The 18619-nt window shown below is 40.6% G+C and carries 16 protein-coding genes, 2 tRNA genes and 1 pseudogene; 10 read left to right on the top strand and 9 right to left on the bottom strand.

Annotated elements, in window-relative coordinates; all coding sequences use genetic code 11:
* Positions 1-11: 11 nt before the first annotated feature.
* The 6 genes from B0185_RS04165 to B0185_RS04140 form a co-directional block, all read right to left on the bottom strand.
* The gene (locus tag B0185_RS04165) at positions 12-617 is read right to left on the bottom strand and encodes a DUF4435 domain-containing protein (protein WP_005706387.1); all 606 of its coding nucleotides are present in this window, start codon (positions 615-617) and stop codon (positions 12-14) included.
* Positions 607-1890, bottom strand: a complete 1284-nt coding sequence (locus B0185_RS04160) for an AAA family ATPase (RefSeq protein ID WP_005706414.1) — start codon at positions 1888-1890, stop codon at positions 607-609. The genes B0185_RS04165 and B0185_RS04160 overlap by 11 nt, the downstream gene beginning before the upstream one ends.
* A 208-nt stretch (positions 1891-2098) precedes the next feature.
* Positions 2099-2344 carry a PIN domain-containing protein gene (locus B0185_RS04155; RefSeq protein WP_005706408.1) on the bottom strand — a complete coding sequence of 82 codons (246 nt, stop codon included), beginning with the start codon at positions 2342-2344 and terminating at the stop codon, positions 2099-2101.
* Complete coding sequence (locus B0185_RS04150; protein ID WP_005706391.1) at positions 2341-2580, bottom strand: antitoxin; 240 nt, start codon at positions 2578-2580, stop codon at positions 2341-2343. Before B0185_RS04150 ends, B0185_RS04155 begins: the two co-directional genes overlap by 4 nt.
* 143 nt (positions 2581-2723) lie before the next feature.
* Entirely contained in the window at positions 2724-3167 is a 444-nt protein-coding gene (gene mioC, locus B0185_RS04145) for an FMN-binding protein MioC (protein WP_005706440.1), read from the bottom strand.
* Positions 3168-3293: 126 nt separating this feature from the next.
* Positions 3294-3388: transfer RNA gene (locus B0185_RS04140), tRNA-Sec, on the bottom strand.
* Positions 3389-3459: 71 nt separating this feature from the next.
* Between B0185_RS04140 and selA the strand changes: the two genes are divergently transcribed.
* From selA to fucO, 9 genes and pseudogenes are all read left to right on the top strand, one after another.
* Positions 3460-4890 (top strand): L-seryl-tRNA(Sec) selenium transferase, encoded by a 1431-nt coding sequence (gene selA, locus B0185_RS04135; protein ID WP_005706438.1) that lies wholly within the window; start codon positions 3460-3462, stop codon positions 4888-4890.
* 100 nt (positions 4891-4990) lie between these two features.
* Positions 4991-5389: pseudogene (locus B0185_RS04130) on the top strand (bifunctional metallophosphatase/5'-nucleotidase); the annotation flags it as partial.
* Positions 5390-5585: 196 nt separating this feature from the next.
* Positions 5586-7244: a phospho-sugar mutase gene (locus B0185_RS04125; protein WP_005706435.1), complete on the top strand. Its 1659-nt coding sequence runs from the start codon at positions 5586-5588 to the stop codon at positions 7242-7244.
* 313 nt (positions 7245-7557) lie between these two features.
* Positions 7558-9324 (top strand): L-fucose isomerase, encoded by a 1767-nt coding sequence (fucI, locus tag B0185_RS04120; RefSeq protein ID WP_005706432.1) that lies wholly within the window; start codon positions 7558-7560, stop codon positions 9322-9324.
* A gap of 179 nt (positions 9325-9503) precedes the next feature.
* On the top strand, positions 9504-10937 hold the full coding sequence (fucK, locus tag B0185_RS04115) for an L-fuculokinase (protein ID WP_005706403.1): 1434 nt from the start codon (positions 9504-9506) through the stop codon (positions 10935-10937).
* Positions 10938-10957: 20 nt separating this feature from the next.
* Positions 10958-11392 (top strand): L-fucose mutarotase, encoded by a 435-nt coding sequence (gene fucU / locus B0185_RS04110; RefSeq protein ID WP_005706417.1) that lies wholly within the window; start codon positions 10958-10960, stop codon positions 11390-11392.
* Positions 11393-11453: 61 nt separating this feature from the next.
* A complete protein-coding gene (gene fucA / locus B0185_RS04105; RefSeq protein WP_005706398.1) occupies positions 11454-12101 on the top strand; it encodes an L-fuculose-phosphate aldolase in 648 nt (215 codons plus the stop codon).
* Positions 12102-12143: 42 nt separating this feature from the next.
* Positions 12144-13430: an L-fucose:H+ symporter permease gene (gene fucP, locus B0185_RS04100; RefSeq protein WP_005706409.1), complete on the top strand. Its 1287-nt coding sequence runs from the start codon at positions 12144-12146 to the stop codon at positions 13428-13430.
* A gap of 66 nt (positions 13431-13496) precedes the next feature.
* Positions 13497-14648 (top strand): lactaldehyde reductase, encoded by a 1152-nt coding sequence (gene fucO / locus B0185_RS04095; protein WP_005706402.1) that lies wholly within the window; start codon positions 13497-13499, stop codon positions 14646-14648.
* Between the two features lie 79 nt (positions 14649-14727).
* Here the strand turns inward: fucO and B0185_RS04090 are convergent, their stop codons facing one another.
* Complete coding sequence (locus B0185_RS04090) at positions 14728-14886, bottom strand: glycine zipper 2TM domain-containing protein (protein ID WP_370447478.1); 159 nt, start codon at positions 14884-14886, stop codon at positions 14728-14730.
* A 209-nt stretch (positions 14887-15095) separates the two neighbouring features.
* Here B0185_RS04090 and recG point away from each other — a divergent pair, with 209 nt between their 5' ends.
* A complete protein-coding gene (gene recG, locus B0185_RS04085) occupies positions 15096-17177 on the top strand; it encodes an ATP-dependent DNA helicase RecG (protein ID WP_005706392.1) in 2082 nt (693 codons plus the stop codon).
* 143 nt (positions 17178-17320) lie between these two features.
* On the opposite strand, the gene B0185_RS04080 is transcribed toward recG, so the two are convergent.
* Both B0185_RS04080 and trmA read right to left on the bottom strand, forming a co-directional pair.
* A tRNA-Ser gene (locus B0185_RS04080) sits at positions 17321-17410 on the bottom strand.
* Between the two features lie 74 nt (positions 17411-17484).
* Positions 17485-18591: a tRNA (uridine(54)-C5)-methyltransferase TrmA gene (trmA, locus tag B0185_RS04075; protein ID WP_005706032.1), complete on the bottom strand. Its 1107-nt coding sequence runs from the start codon at positions 18589-18591 to the stop codon at positions 17485-17487.
* Positions 18592-18619 lie beyond the last annotated feature (28 nt).

Below are 18619 nucleotides of genomic sequence, written 5' to 3'. Positions count from 1 at the left end.
GTCCTAATGCCTTATAAGAGTGAGCATAAGTCGGAATAATAGTCTATACGTTCATTATCTATTTCTAGGGTTTTATCTAGTAGTATAAAACTAGTAAGAAATCTATCACATGAATTACCTAGTACCTGAATACCTCTTTGCTCAAATTGAAGAATAATATCTAACTTAATTAATTCCTGTAATTGATCGTGTATGTTTTGTGACCAGATGTTAATTTCCTTCTTGGATATTTTCCCTCTAGAGTAGTTTTCAATTATTAAATCTAAAGCAATTTTAGAGAATAAACAATTTTCAATAGAATGCCCATAGGTATATAGGATATTCTTATGAAATGTTTTTTTATTGTGATATTCTAAATAATCAGAATCTCGAGCAACTATAATAGAATTATTTAACTTACCTGATTTTATTTGCTCGATTTTTTCATCTAGAATACTACATCCCGTGATATTTTCCTCATATCTAAAGCTGAAAGTTTTTCTTTTAGAGAATATAGAGAATATTTTTCCCCAAAAGAACTCATCATTTTTATCCTCAACATAAACGATATAATCTGTTTCAGTAAATTCGGATAAGCTATTTTCTGCATCAAGAGAGTATTCTAAATCATCTTTCATGTATAAAGCCTGTCAATTCACGAATGTCATTCATCTTAATAATTTTACTTTTATGTTTACCTGCGATTTCAGGTGAATGTGTTGCAACAATTATCTGAGCATTGGGATTTAAAGCTAAAACAGAAGAAATAATTTCTCTTTGCCATTCGATATGTAAAGATATTTCTGGCTCATCAGCAAGAAAGATACAACGCTCTTTTCTTTGTAATAATGTTTCGATTAGTAATATTAATAATTGTTTTTCTCCAGAGGATAGCTTAAATAGTGATATTGGTATTTTATCATTTTTAACAAAGTTTAATTCTCCTTTGTTTAGCTTGAAACGTTTATCTGTAAATTTAGATAGAGTGTCTAAAAATAAGTTATTGTTAGAAAATATTTTCTCATTTTTTGCCTCTGCTTCACTAGATAATTCTATGATTTTATCAAATATTTGTTTTGTTATAATTGCTTGGGATGGAATTTCAAAATCATCATTAATTCCGCTTTTTTTCTTAAACAATTCTATTGTTTCAATTTCATCAAAAACGGTATTAATGTAATTGTCTATTTTATGTTCTGTATCCTTGTCATTGAATCCAAAACGCTTATAAGTTCTTTTTAATTTTTGTCTTTCACTTTCCTTATTAGCAATACGTTTAATTGCCCTTTTATTGGTGTCTAGAAGAGATAATAGAACGTCTTTTTGTAGTTGCTCTGATATGGTTTGAGACTGTTGAGTAAGTTCAAGTTGATATTTACTAAATTGAGATAGTAATTCATCTAAATAGTAATCTATGGATGATGAAATTCCTTTTTTGTATAATTCATTTTTGTCTCTTTCGTATTTATAATTGTTTTTATTTCTATAGACTGATAGAGAATATAATTTTACATATTGATTCATATGTTCTTGTAAGTCGATATAACGCTCTTGTATCCTTTTTCGAATAAATAGACTTCTTCCCTCACTAAGGATTGGAAGTGTATATTCTATACTATCTATTTTATATGTGATTGTTGGTATTTTTTCTTCATCTAAGTCATTCTTTATAATTTGTATAAATGCAGTTCTATGGGTGTTTTCTAATGTTATATTTATTTCTTGAAATTCACTTTCACTTAATTCAAGCATGTCAATAGATAAAGCAGCATGTAGAATGTTCATAAAAGTAGTTTTTCCAGATCCGTTTCTACCTATAATAATATTAATATCATCATTGAATTTATTATTACAAGTGTATTCTTCCCAGAATCCTAAAATTTTTATAGATGTAATTTTATAATCAGACATACTATATCTCCATAATATAAACTTTTATTTATTATATCATTTAAATAATATTTAGACAGTGTTTAATATAATCTAGTCTAGTCATCCTAACTTATTTTGCCAATCCTCTGAACCTCTTTTATATTATGGTTTACCAACACCGCATTTATTGCCAAAGCATGACAGGCAATCCATAAGTCATTACTGTCAATCAGTGTACCTTGCTGTTTTAAGATATTCGCACATTTCGATATCTTGGATAAACAATAGGAATACGTTGCGTGATTTTGTTGATTTTCTCTAGTGCTTTTTCAGGGTTCGCACTACCATTCGCACCTTTAAGTAACTCGGCATAAGTCACAAAACTCATCACGAGCTGATCTTGAGGTATGAGTTGAGCCACTTTTTCTGCAACTGAAAGCGGTCTATTTTTCATGAAATAAATCAAAATATTGGTATCAAGCATATAAATCATAATGAATCACGCTCCTGTGGCGGTGCAACATCTCGATTTTCTAACGTTTCAATAAAATCTTCATCAAATCCTTCAAACAAAGCCAAAAATTCCATATCTGCTTTAGGTTTAAAAGGTCGCAAAATAATATCGCCATTTTCTCCGTGTAGAATTTCAACTGTATCTACATCTAAACGGAAATCAACAGGAATTCTTACTGCTTGGCTGTAACCACTTTGAAAAACTTTTGTTATCATAGTATTACTCCGTATATATTTGTTTTTATAAGTATACACAATTTATTTAGCATAATTTATAATCAAAATTTAATATAACAAAACCCTCAGAGCTAGAAAGTCCTGAGGGCTTTGTTTTGCAAAAAGAATAAAAATCTGACCTCTTATAACTTAACTAAAAAACCTTCTAACCAATTTTCTGCCGTTTCGTCGTGTTCAAAATTAGTCACGGTATCAATACGCTCCGAGTTGCACACCTGTGTTGCACCTTTTGCCTTTAAAGTATTTTCAACAATATCCACTGCGTGGCAGAAGGTGTCGTAATCAGAGCTTCCAAGCCCAACTACACCAAACTTCATTTGGCTAAAATCAAGCGGTTGATTTTCGAGCTCTTCAAACAAAGGTTTGATATTATCAGGCAGTTCGCCTGCACCGTGGGTTGAGGTCACCACGATTAAAATGGGTTGCGATTGAATGTCTACCAGCGTTGCATGATTAAAAAGCTCAACATTAAAGCCTTTGGCGGTTAAGCAACTTTCAAGATGGTCGGCAACATATTCTGCACCACCTAAGGTGCTGCCTGTGATAATGCAAATGGATTGGGTCATAAATTTTCCTTTGAATGATATTCGTAGGGAAGGGGAGTTATTCCTTCTCTTTTCTTATAAATAAAGGACAGGGATAAACCCTGTCCCTACGAGTGAGTTTGGTTAGAAATGAGACTTGAAAAGTATTGGCGGAAGGTCATGGGAGTCGAACCCACCCGAGAACGCTGGCGTCCTCAACAGGATTTGAAGTCCTGCCACCTCACCGGAGATGACGACCTTCCGTTTTAAAAGTAGCTATATTCTACTTTATTTATTAGAATTATCCAACGTTTAGATTTCTCAATTCTTGGCTATGCAATATTTATTTCGTCAAATTCCCTCGGTCGATAAGCTACTCAAACAGCCACAAGCGGTCGATTTTATTCAACAATTTGGACATCAAGCCGTGGTCGAGCAGCTGCGTTTATTGATTGAACAGGCTCGCTCTCATATCCAACATCATCATTCCTTGCCCGATTTTTTGACCAATGAAACCACGCTTTTTGCACAGCTTTTCCATTCCCTTTCCCAATTGCAATCGGTGCAACTTCGCCCTGTGTTTAACTTAACGGGCACGGTGTTGCATACGAATTTGGGGCGGGGATTATGGTCAGAAGCGGCAATTCAAGCGACAACCTGTGTGATGCAAAATAATGTGGCATTGGAGTTTGATATTGATGAGGGGAGAAGATCACATCGTGATCTCTATATTTCTGAGCTGGTTGCCAAAATCACAGGAGCAGAAGCGGCTTGCGTGGTAAATAACAATGCGGCGGCGGTGTTGCTGATGTTGGCAACTTTCGCTAAGGATAAAGAGGTGATTGTCTCAAGGGGCGAGTTGGTCGAAATTGGCGGGGCATTTCGCATTCCCGATATTATGTTGCAGGCGGGGTGTAAGCTAGTGGAAGTCGGCACGACTAACCGCACACACCTTAAAGATTATCGCAATGCGATCAATGAAAATACCGCCTTTTTGATGAAGGTGCACACGAGCAATTACCACATTGAGGGCTTTACCAGTTCCGTGCCAGAGGAAGAATTAGTCGCACTTGGTAAAGAGTTTGACTTGCCAGTAATAAGCGATTTAGGCAGTGGCTCACTGATCGATATGGCATCGCTTGGTTTACCTGCCGAACCGATGGTGCAACAAAAAGTCGCGGCAGGCGTGGATTTGGTGTCTTTTTCGGGCGATAAATTATTGGGCGGACCTCAAGCAGGCATTATTGTCGGCAAAAAAGAATGGATTGATGAGCTACAAGCCCATCCGCTCAAGCGAGTGTTGCGTTGTGATAAAGTGATTTTATCTGCGTTGGAGGCGACCCTTCGCCAATATCTTTTACCTGAAAAATTGTCTGAAACTTTACCGACTTTGAATTTACTCACGCAATCGGTTGATTTGCTGAAGATCCGAGCAGAAAAGCTCAAAGAAGTATTAGGCAAGCGGTTAAATTCACGCTATATTTTACAAGTTGAGCCAAGCCTTGCTCAGATTGGCAGTGGGGCTTTGCCAACGGAAAAACTTCCCTCTGTTGCTGTTACAATCGAAAGTGAAAAACAGAGCGATTTATTAGTATTAGAGCAACAGTTTAAACAATTACCAACCCCGATTATCGGGCGTTTTGCCGATAAAAAATTTTGGTTGGATTTGCGTTCTGTGGCTCAATTTGAACCGCTGATTGAGATGCTGTCTTTTAATATTCCCTTCTTTAGCAAAGAGGGGCAGGGAGAGATTTGGCAGAAATGAAAACGGAGTTCATCTGAGAATTGAACATCGTTATCAAATTTCCCCTAACCCCTCTTTTCTAAAGAGGGGGATTTTTTTATTGTGATATTCACCACCAACCTACTTCGACGCCATTCAACCAGGTGATACAGAATACCGTTACAATGCAGAGCGTAAAAAATCGAAATATGTGACGTTCGACATTTTTGGGGCATGAACTACAATATCGACTTACGCAAACCAAGCGGTGAGAAATCGTCGATCTGAAACTTGCCGATGGTACTCCTGTAACTGATGATATGAAAATCAAACTTGGTATGAACTCTTATCGCTTCGGTCAAATGGCTAAAAAAGGCGGGATTTGGGAAGGTCAGCAAATCCCAACTCTTTGGGAATCTAAAGTGGCAATGGGTCAAGAGAAAGGTACAATCCAAAATATGATGATCGACTACATCTCCAACGTGAAAAAAGCAAAGTGGAAGGTGTTTCACACAATCACTGGAAGATTATAGGCTTATAATTTTTACATTTTACTTTTCCGTTAACCATAACAGCCCCTTTGGGGCTGTTTTTTCTTCCCAATCGTTTTCGTTTTTCCATTCTTTTATCTTTATCAAAAAACCAATAGAATTTTGCAAAAAATCGTGTCAATCCAACCGCTTTTCAGCTAATCTATCTGAGGTATTTATTCACAATCAAATTACAGAGGATTTGTTATGGAGACACTTTTCACTACAGCTCAAAACTGGTTAAATCAAGACCCAGATCAAGAAACTCGTGCGGAGCTAGAGCAACTAATTGCGGAGGCAAAAGCAGGAAAAGCGGATGCACAAGCAGAATTAGCAAACCGTTTTAATGGTCGCTTACAATTTGGTACAGCGGGCTTGCGTGGTCGTTTGCAAGCAGGTTCAATGGGCATGAACCGTGTGTTAGTGGCACAAGCGGCAGGTGGTTTAGCGGAATACTTAAAAGGTTACGATAAAGAGCCGTCTATTGTAATTGGCTACGATGGTCGTAAAAATTCGGATGTGTTCGCACGCGATACCGCAGAAATTATGGCGGGTGCAGGCATTAAAGCGTATTTATTACCACGCAAATTACCAACCCCAGTGTTAGCCTATGCAATCCAATACTTCGATACCACTGCAGGCGTAATGGTAACGGCAAGCCACAATCCACCTGAAGATAACGGCTATAAAGTTTACTTAGGTAAAGCAAACGGTGGTGGTCAAATCGTTTCACCTGCGGATAAAGAGATTGCTGCACTTATCGACAAAGTAGCGGCAGGTAACATTGCAGATTTACCACGCAGCCAAAATTTCACTGTGTTAAGTGATGAAATTGTAGATGCTTACATTGCGAAAACCGCAAGCCTTGCGAAAGAGCCAGCGTGCGATATCAACTACGTTTACACTGCAATGCACGGCGTGGGCTATGAAGTATTAAGCAAAACCCTAGCAAAAGCAGGCTTACCGCAACCGCACGTGGTAGCTGAACAAGTATGGCCAGATGGCACATTCCCAACCGTAAACTTCCCTAATCCAGAGGAAAAAGGTGCGTTAGATTTAGCGATTGAAGTAGCGAAAAAACATAATGCCGAATTTATCATCGCAAACGACCCAGATGCAGACCGCTTAGCGGTGGCATTGCCAGATGCAGAAGGTAACTGGAAACCTCTTCACGGTAACGTGATTGGTTGTTACTTAGGTTGGTATTTAGCAAAACAATATCATGCACAAGGCAAAAAAGGTGTGTTGGCATGTTCATTGGTTTCTTCACCAGCCTTAGCGGAAATTGCGAAGAAATATGGTTTTGACTCAGAAGAAACTTTAACTGGCTTCAAATATATCGGTAAAGTAAACAGTTTATTATTTGGTTTCGAAGAAGCATTAGGTTACTTAGTAGATCCAGATAAAGTACGCGATAAAGATGGGATTTCAGCAGCAATTGTATTCTTAGATTTAGTACGTAGCCTCAAAAAAGAAGGTAAAACACTTGCAGACTACGCAGCAGACTTCACTAAAGAGTTTGGTGCTTATGTAAGCGGTCAAATTTCTATCCGTGTTAGCGATTTATCTGAAATTGGTAAATTGATGAGTGCATTACGTCATAATCCGCCAGAAGAAGTGGGTGGTTTCAAAGTGGCGACATTCTTAGATCATACTAAAACTGACCGCCAAAGCGATATTTTGGTATTCGTATTAGAAAATGGTAGCCGTTTAATTGCTCGTCCATCAGGCACAGAACCGAAAATCAAGTTCTACTTAGATGCGCGTGGTACTGATCCGAAAAATGCAGATGAAGTATTAGCACAATTCGATGAAAGCGTACGCGTTCTTCTTCGTCAAGAACAATACGGTAAACAAGATTGCTAATCCGTCATTTTGTAAAATAGCCTAGAAAAAACACCGCTTCTCTTTTGTAGGCTAGAGTGAGCACAAGGATGCAGTAGCGGTTCTAAATGCCCCGTAAGGGGCATATTTATTTCTCCTATAAGATATGCCCGTTTTAACTATTTTAAGTCTAAAACGGGCATTTAATTTTCCTCTAAAGCTACCTCCAAGCGGTTATTTTTGTGATCTTGCTCACAGAACTGAACATAAAATCGCGTTTTTCTTCAAAAAAGCCTTTCCCTGTGAATAATAAAAAACAGAAATTTTCTTTATTCAACCAATCAGGAGAAATGCTATGACTGCTTTGAAATCCACTCCCGTGAAAATTGGTATCCGCCCAACCATCGACGGTCGCCGTTTAGGAGTGCGTGAATCACTCGAAGATCAAACAATGAATATGGCGAAAGCTGTGGCGAAATTGATTAGTTCAGAAGTTCGTCATACCAATGGCGATTTTGTGGAATGTGTAATCGCAGACAGCTGCATCGGTGGCGTGGCAGAATCTGCCGCTTGTGCCGAAAAATTTAAACGTGAAAACGTGGGGGCGGTAATTACAGTTACCCCTTGCTGGTGCTATGGTTCTGAAACCATTGATATGGATCCACACACACCAAAAGCAATTTGGGGCTTCAACGGTACAGAACGCCCAGGGGCAGTTTATTTAGCGGCGGCTCTTGCTGGTCATAATCAGCTTGGTTTACCTGCTTTCTCTATTTACAGCCACGAAGTGCAAGAAGCAGACGACCAAACTATTCCAGCGGATGTGCGTGAAAAATTATTACGTTTTACCCGTGCTGGTTTAGCTGTGGCAACTTTACGCGGTAAATCTTACCTCTCTATCGGATCTGTTTCGATGGGTATCGCAGGTTCTATTGTGAACCAACCATTCTTCCAAGAATACTTAGGTATGCGTAACGAATACGTGGATATGTCTGAAATTACCCGCCGTATCGACCGTGGCATTTACGACCACGAAGAGTATGAATTAGCACTTAAATGGGCTAACGAATACTGCATTGACGGCGTTGATGTAAACGCACCAGAAAATCAAATGACTGCGGAAGAAAGAGCGGAGTTACGTAAAACTTTAGTCAAAATGACCATCATCGCACGCGATTTAATGGTCGGCAATCCAAAATTGGCTGAACTTAACTTTGGTGAAGAAGCGTTAGGCCACAATGCGATTGCAGCAGGTTTCCAAGGTCAACGTCATTGGACAGACCATCGTCCAAATGGCGACTTTATGGAAGCGATGTTGAACTCAACTTATGACTGGAATGGCGTACGTCCTCCATACATTCTTGCCACTGAAAATGACAGCTTAAATGCCGTAAATATGTTGTTCGGTAACCTTTTAACTGGTCAAGCTCAAATCTTTGCTGACGTACGTACTTACTGGAGTGAAGACTCCGTAGAACGTGTGACAGGCTGGCGTCCAGAAAACGGTTTCATTCACTTAATCAACTCTGGTTCTGCCGCATTAGATGGAACAGGTCAGCACCAAGACAAAGATGGCAATCCTGTAGTGAAACCAGCTTGGGAAGTGACTGAGGCAGACGGCAAACGCTGCTTAGAAAATACTCGTTGGTGTCCAGCGGTGTATGAATACTTCCGTGGGGGCGGTTTATCTTCTCAATACCTCACCAAAGGTGGTATGCCATTTACCATGCACCGCATTAACTTTGTTAAAGGTGTAGGCCCTGTTCTTCAAATTGCGGAAGGTTGGTCAATCGAGTTACCTGAAAATGTACACGACATCTTAAATAAACGTACTAATGAAACTTGGCCAACCACTTGGTTCGTGCCTCGCCTAAATGGTAAAGGTGCATTCAAAGATGTGTATTCTGTGATGGCAAACTGGGGTGCAAACCACTGTGTAGCCACTTACGGACACGTTGGGGCAGACTTAATTACCTTAGCTTCTATGCTTCGTATTCCAGTTAATATGCATAACGTGGAAGAAAAAGATGTCTTCCGTCCAAGTGCATGGAATATGTTTGGTCAAGATAAAGAAGGTCAAGACTACCGTGCTTGTGCGAACTTTGGGCCGCTTTATAAATAACGCAAGCGATTGAAATTTGTGTGTGAATTGCAAATTTCCTCAAATGGAGGAAATTTGAAAAGATGCTACTTAAACGATGAGGTTGAATTTTCTGCCAAATCTCTCCCCCTCTTTGCTAAAGAGGGGGGAAGAGAGCGGAGTAATAAGTAGCATCACATTTCAGAATTCAGGAGATAACCATGGCAATTGCATTTATCTTCGACTGTGGTGCAACCAACCTTCGCACCATTGCTATTGATGATACAGGGAAGATTTTAAGTGCTCACCATCTACCTAATAACACTCAACCTGGGGTAGAAAATCCAGATTATCACATCTGGGCGATTGATGAAATTTGGGGCAAATTGCTCACCTGTGCGAAACAAACCTTAGCGGAATTAAGCCCAGAACAACGTCAGCAAATTGTGGGCATTTCCGTGACCACCTTTGGCGTGGATGGTGCGTTATTTGACAAACAGGGCAACCAACTTTATCCGATTATTTCGTGGAAATGTCCACGTACCTTGCCAATTATGACAAGCCTCGCAAATTACATTGATGTAGAAAAACTTTATCAACGTAATGGTGTAGGACATTACAGCTTTAATACCCTATTCAAACTGTTATGGCTTAAACAGTATCAACCTGAGGTTTATGCCAAAGCAAATAGTTTTATGTTTATTTCGTCTATCTTGACCTACCGTTTAACAGGCGTGCAAAGCACAGACCGCACAATGGCAGGAACTTCTATGATGACTTGTATTGAGCAAGATGCTTGGGACGACGAAGTATTGAATTTATTGGGCTTGAGCAAAGAGCATTTCCCACCAATGAAAAGTGCAGGTGAGGTCATTGGCGGATTAAAAGCGGATCTTGCGGTTGAGTTAGGCTTGTGTGCTGATATTCCTGTGATTTCTTGCGGACACGATACTCAATTTGCGATTTTTGGATCAGGTGCGGATTATAACCAACCTGTTTTAAGCTCGGGTACTTGGGAAATTTTGATGGCTCGTACTCAACAGGCAAAACCAGAATGGCAATTTGCTCAACGCGGTTTAACGATTGAATTTGATAGTCAAGCGGGCTGCTTCAATCCTGGTGTGCAATGGGTAGCTTCAGGCATTATGGAATGGCTCGGAAAACGCTTCTTTACTGAAGTGGCAGGTACGGATGCCTATTACCGCACTATGATAGAAGAAGCAAAAGCAATTCCAGCCGGCGCAAATGGCGTGAAATTGATTGGCAATTTTGATGGAACAACCGAACAAATGGGCTCTATCGTTGGGCTATCTATGCATACTCAACGCGGAGAAATCTATCGCGCAGGCTTAGAGTACATGGCTTACCGCCTAAAAGATGGCTTACAGCTCTTGCAAAAAGTAGGCAACTTCAATGCTGAAAGTTTAATTTGCGTAGGTGGTGGTTCGAAAAATGCACTTTGGAATCAAATCCGTGCTGATGTGCTGAATTGTCCAGTTGATGTGGTGGATTTCCCAGAAACCACGGTTTTAGGTGCAGCGATGTTTACTTTCTTCGGTGCGGGTAGATTTGGCTCACCGCTCGAAGCTCAACAAGCGATGCGACCAACTGTTACAAGGATTGAGCCCTCAGAAAACAGCCAGTATTACAAATAAATAATAAAAGGAGACACCCTATGTTAAAAGGCATCCACCCCGCAATTTCCCCAGAATTATTAAAAATTTTGGCTGAAATGGGACATGGCGACGAATTGGTCCTTTCTGATGCTCACTTTCCAGCACATCAATTACATCACAAAGTAATTCGTGCTGATGGTGTTGACATCCCAACTTTATTGCTTGGTATTACTCCGCTGTTTGAATTCGACCAATACGTTGAAGCACCATTAGCCATGATGCAAGCGGTAGAAGGAGATAGCCTCGATCCAAGCGTAGAAGCTCGTTATTTAGAAGCTATCAAAAAAATTAACGGCACTGCACCAAAAGTAGAACGCGTCGAACGCTTTGCTTTTTATGAGCGTGCTAAAAAAACTTATGCCGTAGTAATCACAGGCGAAACTGCCAAATATGGCAATGTGATTATTAAGAAAGGCGTTACGCCTGTGGAATAACCCTACAAGCGGTTAAAAATCTTAGAAATTTTACTAATCTTACAATAAAAAGGTGAATCAAATGAACAGACTAGAACTTTCTCAAAAAATTATTGATACCTGTATGGAAATGACACGTCTTGGTTTAAACCAAGGTACTGCAGGAAATGTGAGTGTGCGTTATAAAGACGGTATGCTTATTACCCCAACAGGTAAACCTTACGAACTCACTAAACCTGAAGACATCGTTTACGTAGATAAAAACGGTAAACACGAAGAGGGAAAATTACCTTCAAGTGAATGGCAATTTCACCTAGCGGCGTATGAAGCACGCCCAGAGGCGAATGCAGTAGTACATAACCACGCGAAAAACTGTGCAGGGCTTTCTATTCTCGAAAAACCGATTCCGCCGATTCACTATATGATTGCAGTTGGTGGTACAGATCATATCCCTTGCGTGCCTTATGCTACTTTCGGTACACATCAATTGGCTGATTATGTGCGTGAAGGGATTAAAGAAAGCAAAGCGATTTTACTTTCACACCACGGTTTAATTGCGTGTGAGTCTAACCTTGATAAAGCGTTATGGCTTGCTCACGAAGTAGAAGTGTTGGCAACGTGGTATTTGCAACTGTTATCGACAGGCTTAGATATTCCGCTACTCAGCAAAGAGCAAATGGCGGTTGTGCTTGAAAAATTTAAATCTTACGGATTACGTATTGAAGAATAATCCTAGCTGAAATCATACCCATTCAATATGAGGAAACATATTATGAGTGCTAAAGTTTTAGAAAAGAAATTCCTTGTTCCCTTCATTTTAATTACGAGCTTATTTGCTCTTTGGGGATTTGCGAATGATATTACCAACCCAATGGTTGCCGTATTCCAAACCGTAATGGAAATCCCAGCCTCTGAAGCGGCACTTGTGCAATTTGCCTTCTATGGTGGTTACGGCACAATGGCAATTCCAGCCGCACTTTTTGCTAGCCGTTATAGTTATAAAGCTGGCATTATGTTGGGCTTAATTCTTTATGCAATCGGGGCATTTTTATTCTGGCCTGCTGCAAAATATGAAGTGTTTAATTTCTTCTTAATTTCACTTTATATCTTAACTTTCGGCTTGGCTTTCTTAGAAACCACAGCAAATCCTTATATTCTTGCAATGGGTGATCCACAAACTGCAACGCGTCGTTTGAATTTTGCACAATCTTTCAACCCGCTAGGCTCAATTACAGGGATGTTCGTTGCCTCTCAATTAGTACTGACTAATTTAGAATCAGACAAACGCGATGCGGCAGGTAACTTGATTTTCCATACGCTTTCAGAAGCCGAAAAAATGGGGATTCGCACTCACGATTTAGCTGAAATTCGCGATCCTTATGTTGCGTTAGGTTTCGTTGTGGTTACCGTGCTTATCATTATCGGCCTTTATAAAATGCCATCAGTAAAAGTAGAAGAAGGTGCTCGTATCTCATTTAAAGAATCTTTTGGTCGCTTAATTCAAAGAGCAAAATATCGTGAAGGTGTGATTGCACAAGTATTCTATGTGGGTGTGCAAATTATGTGCTGGACGTTCATTGTGCAATACGCTGAACGTTTAGGTTTCACTAAATCGGAAGGTCAAAACTTTAACATTATCGCGATGGGTATCTTCATTGTGAGCCGTTTTGTCAGCACTAGTTTAATGAAATATCTTAAAGCTGAATTTATGTTAATGCTCTTTGCTATTGGCGGATTCTTCAGCATCTTAGGTGTCATTTTCATCGACGGAGTATGGGGCTTATATTGCTTAATCTTAACTTCAGGCTTTATGTCTCTCATGTTCCCAACTATCTACGGTATCGCTTTAGATGGCTTGAAAGAAGAATCAACTTTAGGTGCAGCAGGTTTAGTCATGGCGATTGTGGGCGGTGCGTTAATGCCACCACTACAAGGTATGATCATTGACCAAGGCGTTGTTATGGGCATCCCAGCTGTAAACTTCTCATTCATCTTACCACTTATCTGTTTTGTGATGATTTCAATCTACGGTTACAGATGCTGGAAAGTCTTAAAATAAATTTCTGATGGCACAGGATGTGCCATCATTCCCTCTTCTTTAATTTGTAAAATCATGGAGTCTATTATGGCTAATCGAATCATTCTTAATGAAACCAGTTATCATGGTGCAGGTGCGATTGGACATCTTGTTGATGAAGTACGCAGTCGCCAATTCAAAAAAGCTTTTGTCGTAACTGACAAAGAATTAGTGAAATTCAACGTTGTCGAGAAAGTTACCCGCTTGTTAGATGAAGCAGGCTTACCTTACGAGATCTTTGATGAAGTCAAAGCTAATCCAAGCGTAGAGGTGATTAAGCAAGGCGTAGCAAAATTTAAAGCCAGCGGTGCGGATTACTTAATTGCTATTGGTGGTGGTTCACCAATTGATAGCTCAAAAGCGATTGGGATTATTATCGACAACCCTGAATTTAGTGACGTATTATCACTCGAAGGTGTAGCGCCAACACGTAATAAATGTGTACCGATTATTGCTATTCCAACTACTGCAGGGACTGCTGCTGAAGTGACGATTAACTACGTTATTACTGATGAAGAGAAAAAACGCAAATTCGTTTGTGTTGACGTGCATGATGTTCCAATTGTTGCATTAGTCGATCCAGAAATGATGGAAAGCATGCCAAAAGGTTTAACTGCAGCCACTGGTATGGATGCCTTAACTCACGCCATCGAAGGTTATACTACCAAAGCTGCTTGGGCATTAACCGATGCATTACACTTAGAAGCAATCCGCTTGATCTCTAGCTCCTTACGTGGTGCGGTAGAGAATACCAAAGAAGGCCGAGAAGGTATGGCACTCGGTCAATATGTCGCAGGAATGGGCTTCTCAAATGTGGGATTAGGTATTGTACATAGTATGGCTCACCCTCTTTCTGCCTACTACGACACACCACACGGCATTGCAAATGCGGTGTTATTACCTTATGTTTTAGCATTCAATGCACGAGCAACAGGTGAAAAATTCCGTGAAATTGCACGTGCAATGGGCGTTAAAGGCGTTGATGACATGAGCCAAGAAGAGTATCGTCAAGCTGCTATTGATGCAGTAAAACAACTCTCTCATGATGTTGGCATTCCAGAAAAATTACATATGATTGGTGTGAAAGAGGAAGATTTAGTATCCCTTTCTCAAGATGCACTGAAAGATGTATGCACAGGTGGCAATCCGCGTGATTGCACAGCAGAAGAGATCCTAGAAATCTACAAAACTGCCTTTTAAGTAGAACTATAATAAAAACTTAACTCCGTATTGCCCGATTATTTGTCGTGTTTGAATAATCGGGCTTTTTTGTGGGTAGTTACTTAATTTGGCTACCAATCACGCCACCTAAAGCAGCTCCGCCTAAGGTTGCACCTGTTGAATTGCCGATCATATTGCCAGCAACACCACCAATTGCTGCACCAATCGCTGTGTTGCGTTGTCGTTTATCCATACTGCCACAAGCCACAACCCCCATCACTAAACCTAATACGAAAATTTTTGAAACGTATTTCATGTTAAATTCCTCTATAAATGATTGCGTGAAATTACGCACTATTAAGACGAATAAGATCAGCATAAGTTCTTTACCAAGAAAAATCTTTACAGCACCTCAAAACTTGTATAAATGAACAGTCTTCTTTATAATCTTCCCTTTCAAGCGGTCATTTTTAGATAATTTTTGCAATGAATACTCAACTTTTAGATGGCGTGCCACTCACTAGTCTGTCAGGTGTAGGAGCGGCGATTGCCGAGAAACTTAGCCGAATTGGCATTCAAAACGTGCAGGATCTGCTGTTTCATTTGCCGATGCGTTATGAAGATCGCACGCAGATTACACCCATTTCAGACGTTCGCCCTGAAAGTTTTGCCACCATTGAAGGCTACGTGCAGCACACCGAAGTGCAATTTGGGCGTCGCCCGATTTTATCGGTCACGCTTTCCGATGGCACGAGCAAAATTATGCTTAAGTTCTTCAATTTTAATGCAGGAATGAAAAATAGCCTTGCCGTGGGCGTGCGGGTGAAAGCCTTTGGAGAAATCAAACGTGGACGTTATATGGCAGAGATTCATCACCCCGAATATCAAATTATTCGCAATAATCAACCGCTTGCATTGGCGGAAACACTCACACCAATTTACTCCACCACCGAAGGATTGAAACAGGCTTCACTGCGTAAAATGACCGAGCAAGCCTTGGCGGTGTTGCAGAATGTGCAAGTTGCCGAACTCTTGCCTGAGCAATACAACCCGCATCAATATAGCCTTAAAGAAGCATTGGCGTTGTTGCATCGCCCACCACCGAGCGTATCAGCTGAGGTATTAGAAAAAAGCGAGCATCCTGCCCAGAAACGGTTGATTTTTGAGGAGCTTTTGGCACACAACCTCGCAATGCAGCAACTTCGCTTAGGCGTAAAACAGCAATATGCCGAACCGTTAAGTTATAAAACTGATTTGAAACAACGCTTTTTGGAGAGCCTACCATTCCAACCCACTAATGCCCAAAAACGCGTTACCGAAGATATTGAACGCGATTTAGCACAATCGTCGCCGATGATGCGGTTGGTGCAAGGTGATGTAGGTTCGGGAAAAACCTTAGTCGCAGCACTTGCCGCACTCACCGCTATTGATAACGGCAAACAAGTAGCGTTGATGGCACCGACGGAAATTCTGGCTGAACAGCACGCTAATAACTTCGCCAATTGGCTTCGTCCGTTTGGGATTGAAGTCGGCTGGCTGGCTGGAAAAGTGAAAGGCAAAGCGAGAAATGCTCAGTTGGAAGCGATCAAAAATGGCGACGTGCAGATGATTATTGGCACGCATGCCCTGTTTCAAGAGAGCGTGGAATTTCATGACTTGGCGTTGATTATTATCGACGAGCAACACCGTTTTGGGGTGCATCAACGTTTGACGTTACGTGAAAAAGGTGTCAAAGCTGATCACTATCCACATCAACTGATTATGACCGCAACGCCAATTCCACGAACGCTAGCGATGACGGTTTATGCCGATTTAGATACTTCAATTATCGATGAATTGCCACCTGGGCGAACGCCTATTAAGACGGTAGTTATTTCAGAAGATCGCCGCCCTGAAATTGTGCAACGTGTTTATCAAGCCTGCAAAAATGAGAAACGCCAAGCCTATTGGGTTTGCACGCTTATTGATGAATCAGAAGTGCTGGAAGCCCAAGCCGCGGCAGCCATTGCCGAAGATTTACAGCGTGCCTTGCCTGATTTGCGGATTGGTTTGGTACATGGGCGAATGAAACCACAAGAAAAACAAGAAATAATGGCGGAATTTAAAGCTGCAAACATTGATTTGTTGGTAGCAACTACAGTGATTGAGGTGGGTGTAGATGTGCCAAATGCGAGCTTAATGATTATAGAAAATTCAGAACGCTTAGGATTAGCACAACTTCACCAATTGCGTGGACGGGTTGGACGTGGAGCGACGGCTTCGCACTGTGTGCTGATGTATAAACCACCGCTAGGCAAAATTTCCAGCAAACGCCTGCAAGTGATGAGAGATAGTCAAGACGGCTTTTACATTGCAGAGAAAGATTTGGAAATTCGTGGAACAGGCGAAATTCTTGGTACGAAACAAACTGGTTCGGCGGAGTTTAAGGTGGCAAATTTAATGCGTGATCGCAAAATGATTCCGCTCGTCCAACGCTACGCCAAGCAAATTATTGTGGAAAATCCACCGCTTGCAGAGGCGTTGATTAAACGCTGGTTGAATGAAAAGGCGGAATATACGAATGCGTAGATAGAATAAAAAATCCTTCTTTTGTTAATGATCTGCATCTTAATCAGTTAGAAGTTTAGTCTAACTTTTGGGGTGCAGATCAAAATTGGTAAATTTTAGATATAAAAAAACCGCTTGTTATAAAACAAGCGGTTAGAATTTGATGGCGGAGGAAGTGAGATTCGAACTCACGGAGGGCGTAAACCCTCGCCGGTTTTCAAGACCGGTGCCTTCAACCACTCGACCATTCCTCCGTTGAAAACGAGCAGAATAATATCGGTTTATCGGTAAGCGGTCAAGCAAAAGTTTGACTGAAAATATTAAATGACTATTTTCTAATCAACCAAACACCACTTTCAATGTGATGCGTGTAAGGAAATTGGTCGAACAGTGCTGCACGTTCAATTTTATGCGTTTGCGAAAGCTGTTTTAGGTTATCTGCCAGCGTTTCTGGATTACACGAGATGTATAAAATTCGCTCATAGGCTTGCACCATATCGAGTGTAGCTTGATCTAAGCCTGCACGAGGTGGATCGACAAAAATCGTGTTGCATTCATAGCTTTTCAAATCAATGCCTTTCAAGCGGTTAAATTCCCGCACGCCATTCATCGCTTGGGTAAACTCTTCAGCAGACATTCGAATAATCTGCAAATTATCCACACCATTTTTTTCAATGTTGTATTGTGCTGATTGCACTGAAGATTTTGAGATTTCTGTCGCCAGCACTTTGCGGAAATTGTCGGCTAACGCAATCGAGAAGTTGCCGTTGCCGCAGTAAAGTTCCAGCAAATCACCCGTGCTGTTTTTGGTGCAATCTCTCGCCCATTCGAGCATTTTAATATTCATTTCGGCATTCGGTTGGGTGAAGCTGTTTTCCACTTGGCGATAAACATAATTTTTGCCCGCAAGTGGTAGAATTTCCTCAACAAAATCACAATCTAACGCGATTTTTTGCTTAGTTGCACGCCCAATAATTTGCACCTTAAAGCCTTGATTTTCCAAGCGAATTTTTAAGGCTTGTGCTTGTTCTGTCCAGCTTTCGTCCAATTTTTTATGATAGAGCAGAGAAACGGCGATTTCGCCACTCAAGGTGCTTAAATAATCCACTTGGAATAACTTACGAGTTAAGATTTCATTACCGTGAATTTCAACCAGCAAAGCTTGCATCATACGGTTGATCAGTTCATTCGCAATTGGGAAGTTATCTACGCGATAACGCTGTTTGGTTGCTTGATCAAACATAATATGATAAAGCTCATTGTCGCCTTGTTCGTTTTTGTCGTGCCACACGCGGAATTCAGCACGCATACGGAAATGGCTTGGTTCTGAAGCAAAAACGTCCAATACGGGGGCGTTAAACGGGGCAAGTAAAGCGGTTAAATTTTCAGTTTTTTTTGCAAGAAGCTCGGAATATTGTTCGATAGGTAATGTCATGGTTTTCTTCAGATAAAAAACAAGGTGC

The organism is Haemophilus parahaemolyticus, from assembly GCF_002015035.1.
In the GTDB taxonomy this organism is placed as follows: domain Bacteria; phylum Pseudomonadota; class Gammaproteobacteria; order Enterobacterales; family Pasteurellaceae; genus Haemophilus_A; species Haemophilus_A parahaemolyticus.
Note: the sequence above shows the minus strand (reverse complement) of the source record. Positions and strands in the feature narration are given on the sequence as shown.

What these genes read in the sequence shown, in the direction of transcription:
- B0185_RS04165 (WP_005706387.1), bottom strand. Translation starts at nt 617, where the DNA reads ATGAAAGATGATTTAGAATACTCTCTTGATGCAGAAAATAGCTTATCC.
- B0185_RS04160 (WP_005706414.1), bottom strand. Translation starts at nt 1,890, where the DNA reads ATGTCTGATTATAAAATTACATCTATAAAAATTTTAGGATTCTGGGAA.
- B0185_RS04155 (WP_005706408.1), bottom strand. Translation starts at nt 2,344, where the DNA reads ATGATTTATATGCTTGATACCAATATTTTGATTTATTTCATGAAAAAT.
- B0185_RS04150 (WP_005706391.1), bottom strand. Translation starts at nt 2,580, where the DNA reads ATGATAACAAAAGTTTTTCAAAGTGGTTACAGCCAAGCAGTAAGAATT.
- mioC (WP_005706440.1), bottom strand. Translation starts at nt 3,167, where the DNA reads ATGACCCAATCCATTTGCATTATCACAGGCAGCACCTTAGGTGGTGCA.
- selA (WP_005706438.1), top strand. Translation starts at nt 3,460, where the DNA reads ATGCAATATTTATTTCGTCAAATTCCCTCGGTCGATAAGCTACTCAAA.
- B0185_RS04125 (WP_005706435.1), top strand. Translation starts at nt 5,586, where the DNA reads ATGGAGACACTTTTCACTACAGCTCAAAACTGGTTAAATCAAGACCCA.
- fucI (WP_005706432.1), top strand. Translation starts at nt 7,558, where the DNA reads ATGACTGCTTTGAAATCCACTCCCGTGAAAATTGGTATCCGCCCAACC.
- fucK (WP_005706403.1), top strand. Translation starts at nt 9,504, where the DNA reads ATGGCAATTGCATTTATCTTCGACTGTGGTGCAACCAACCTTCGCACC.
- fucU (WP_005706417.1), top strand. Translation starts at nt 10,958, where the DNA reads ATGTTAAAAGGCATCCACCCCGCAATTTCCCCAGAATTATTAAAAATT.
- fucA (WP_005706398.1), top strand. Translation starts at nt 11,454, where the DNA reads ATGAACAGACTAGAACTTTCTCAAAAAATTATTGATACCTGTATGGAA.
- fucP (WP_005706409.1), top strand. Translation starts at nt 12,144, where the DNA reads ATGAGTGCTAAAGTTTTAGAAAAGAAATTCCTTGTTCCCTTCATTTTA.
- fucO (WP_005706402.1), top strand. Translation starts at nt 13,497, where the DNA reads ATGGCTAATCGAATCATTCTTAATGAAACCAGTTATCATGGTGCAGGT.
- B0185_RS04090 (WP_370447478.1), bottom strand. Translation starts at nt 14,886, where the DNA reads ATGGGGGTTGTGGCTTGTGGCAGTATGGATAAACGACAACGCAACACA.
- recG (WP_005706392.1), top strand. Translation starts at nt 15,096, where the DNA reads ATGAATACTCAACTTTTAGATGGCGTGCCACTCACTAGTCTGTCAGGT.
- trmA (WP_005706032.1), bottom strand. Translation starts at nt 18,591, where the DNA reads ATGACATTACCTATCGAACAATATTCCGAGCTTCTTGCAAAAAAAACT.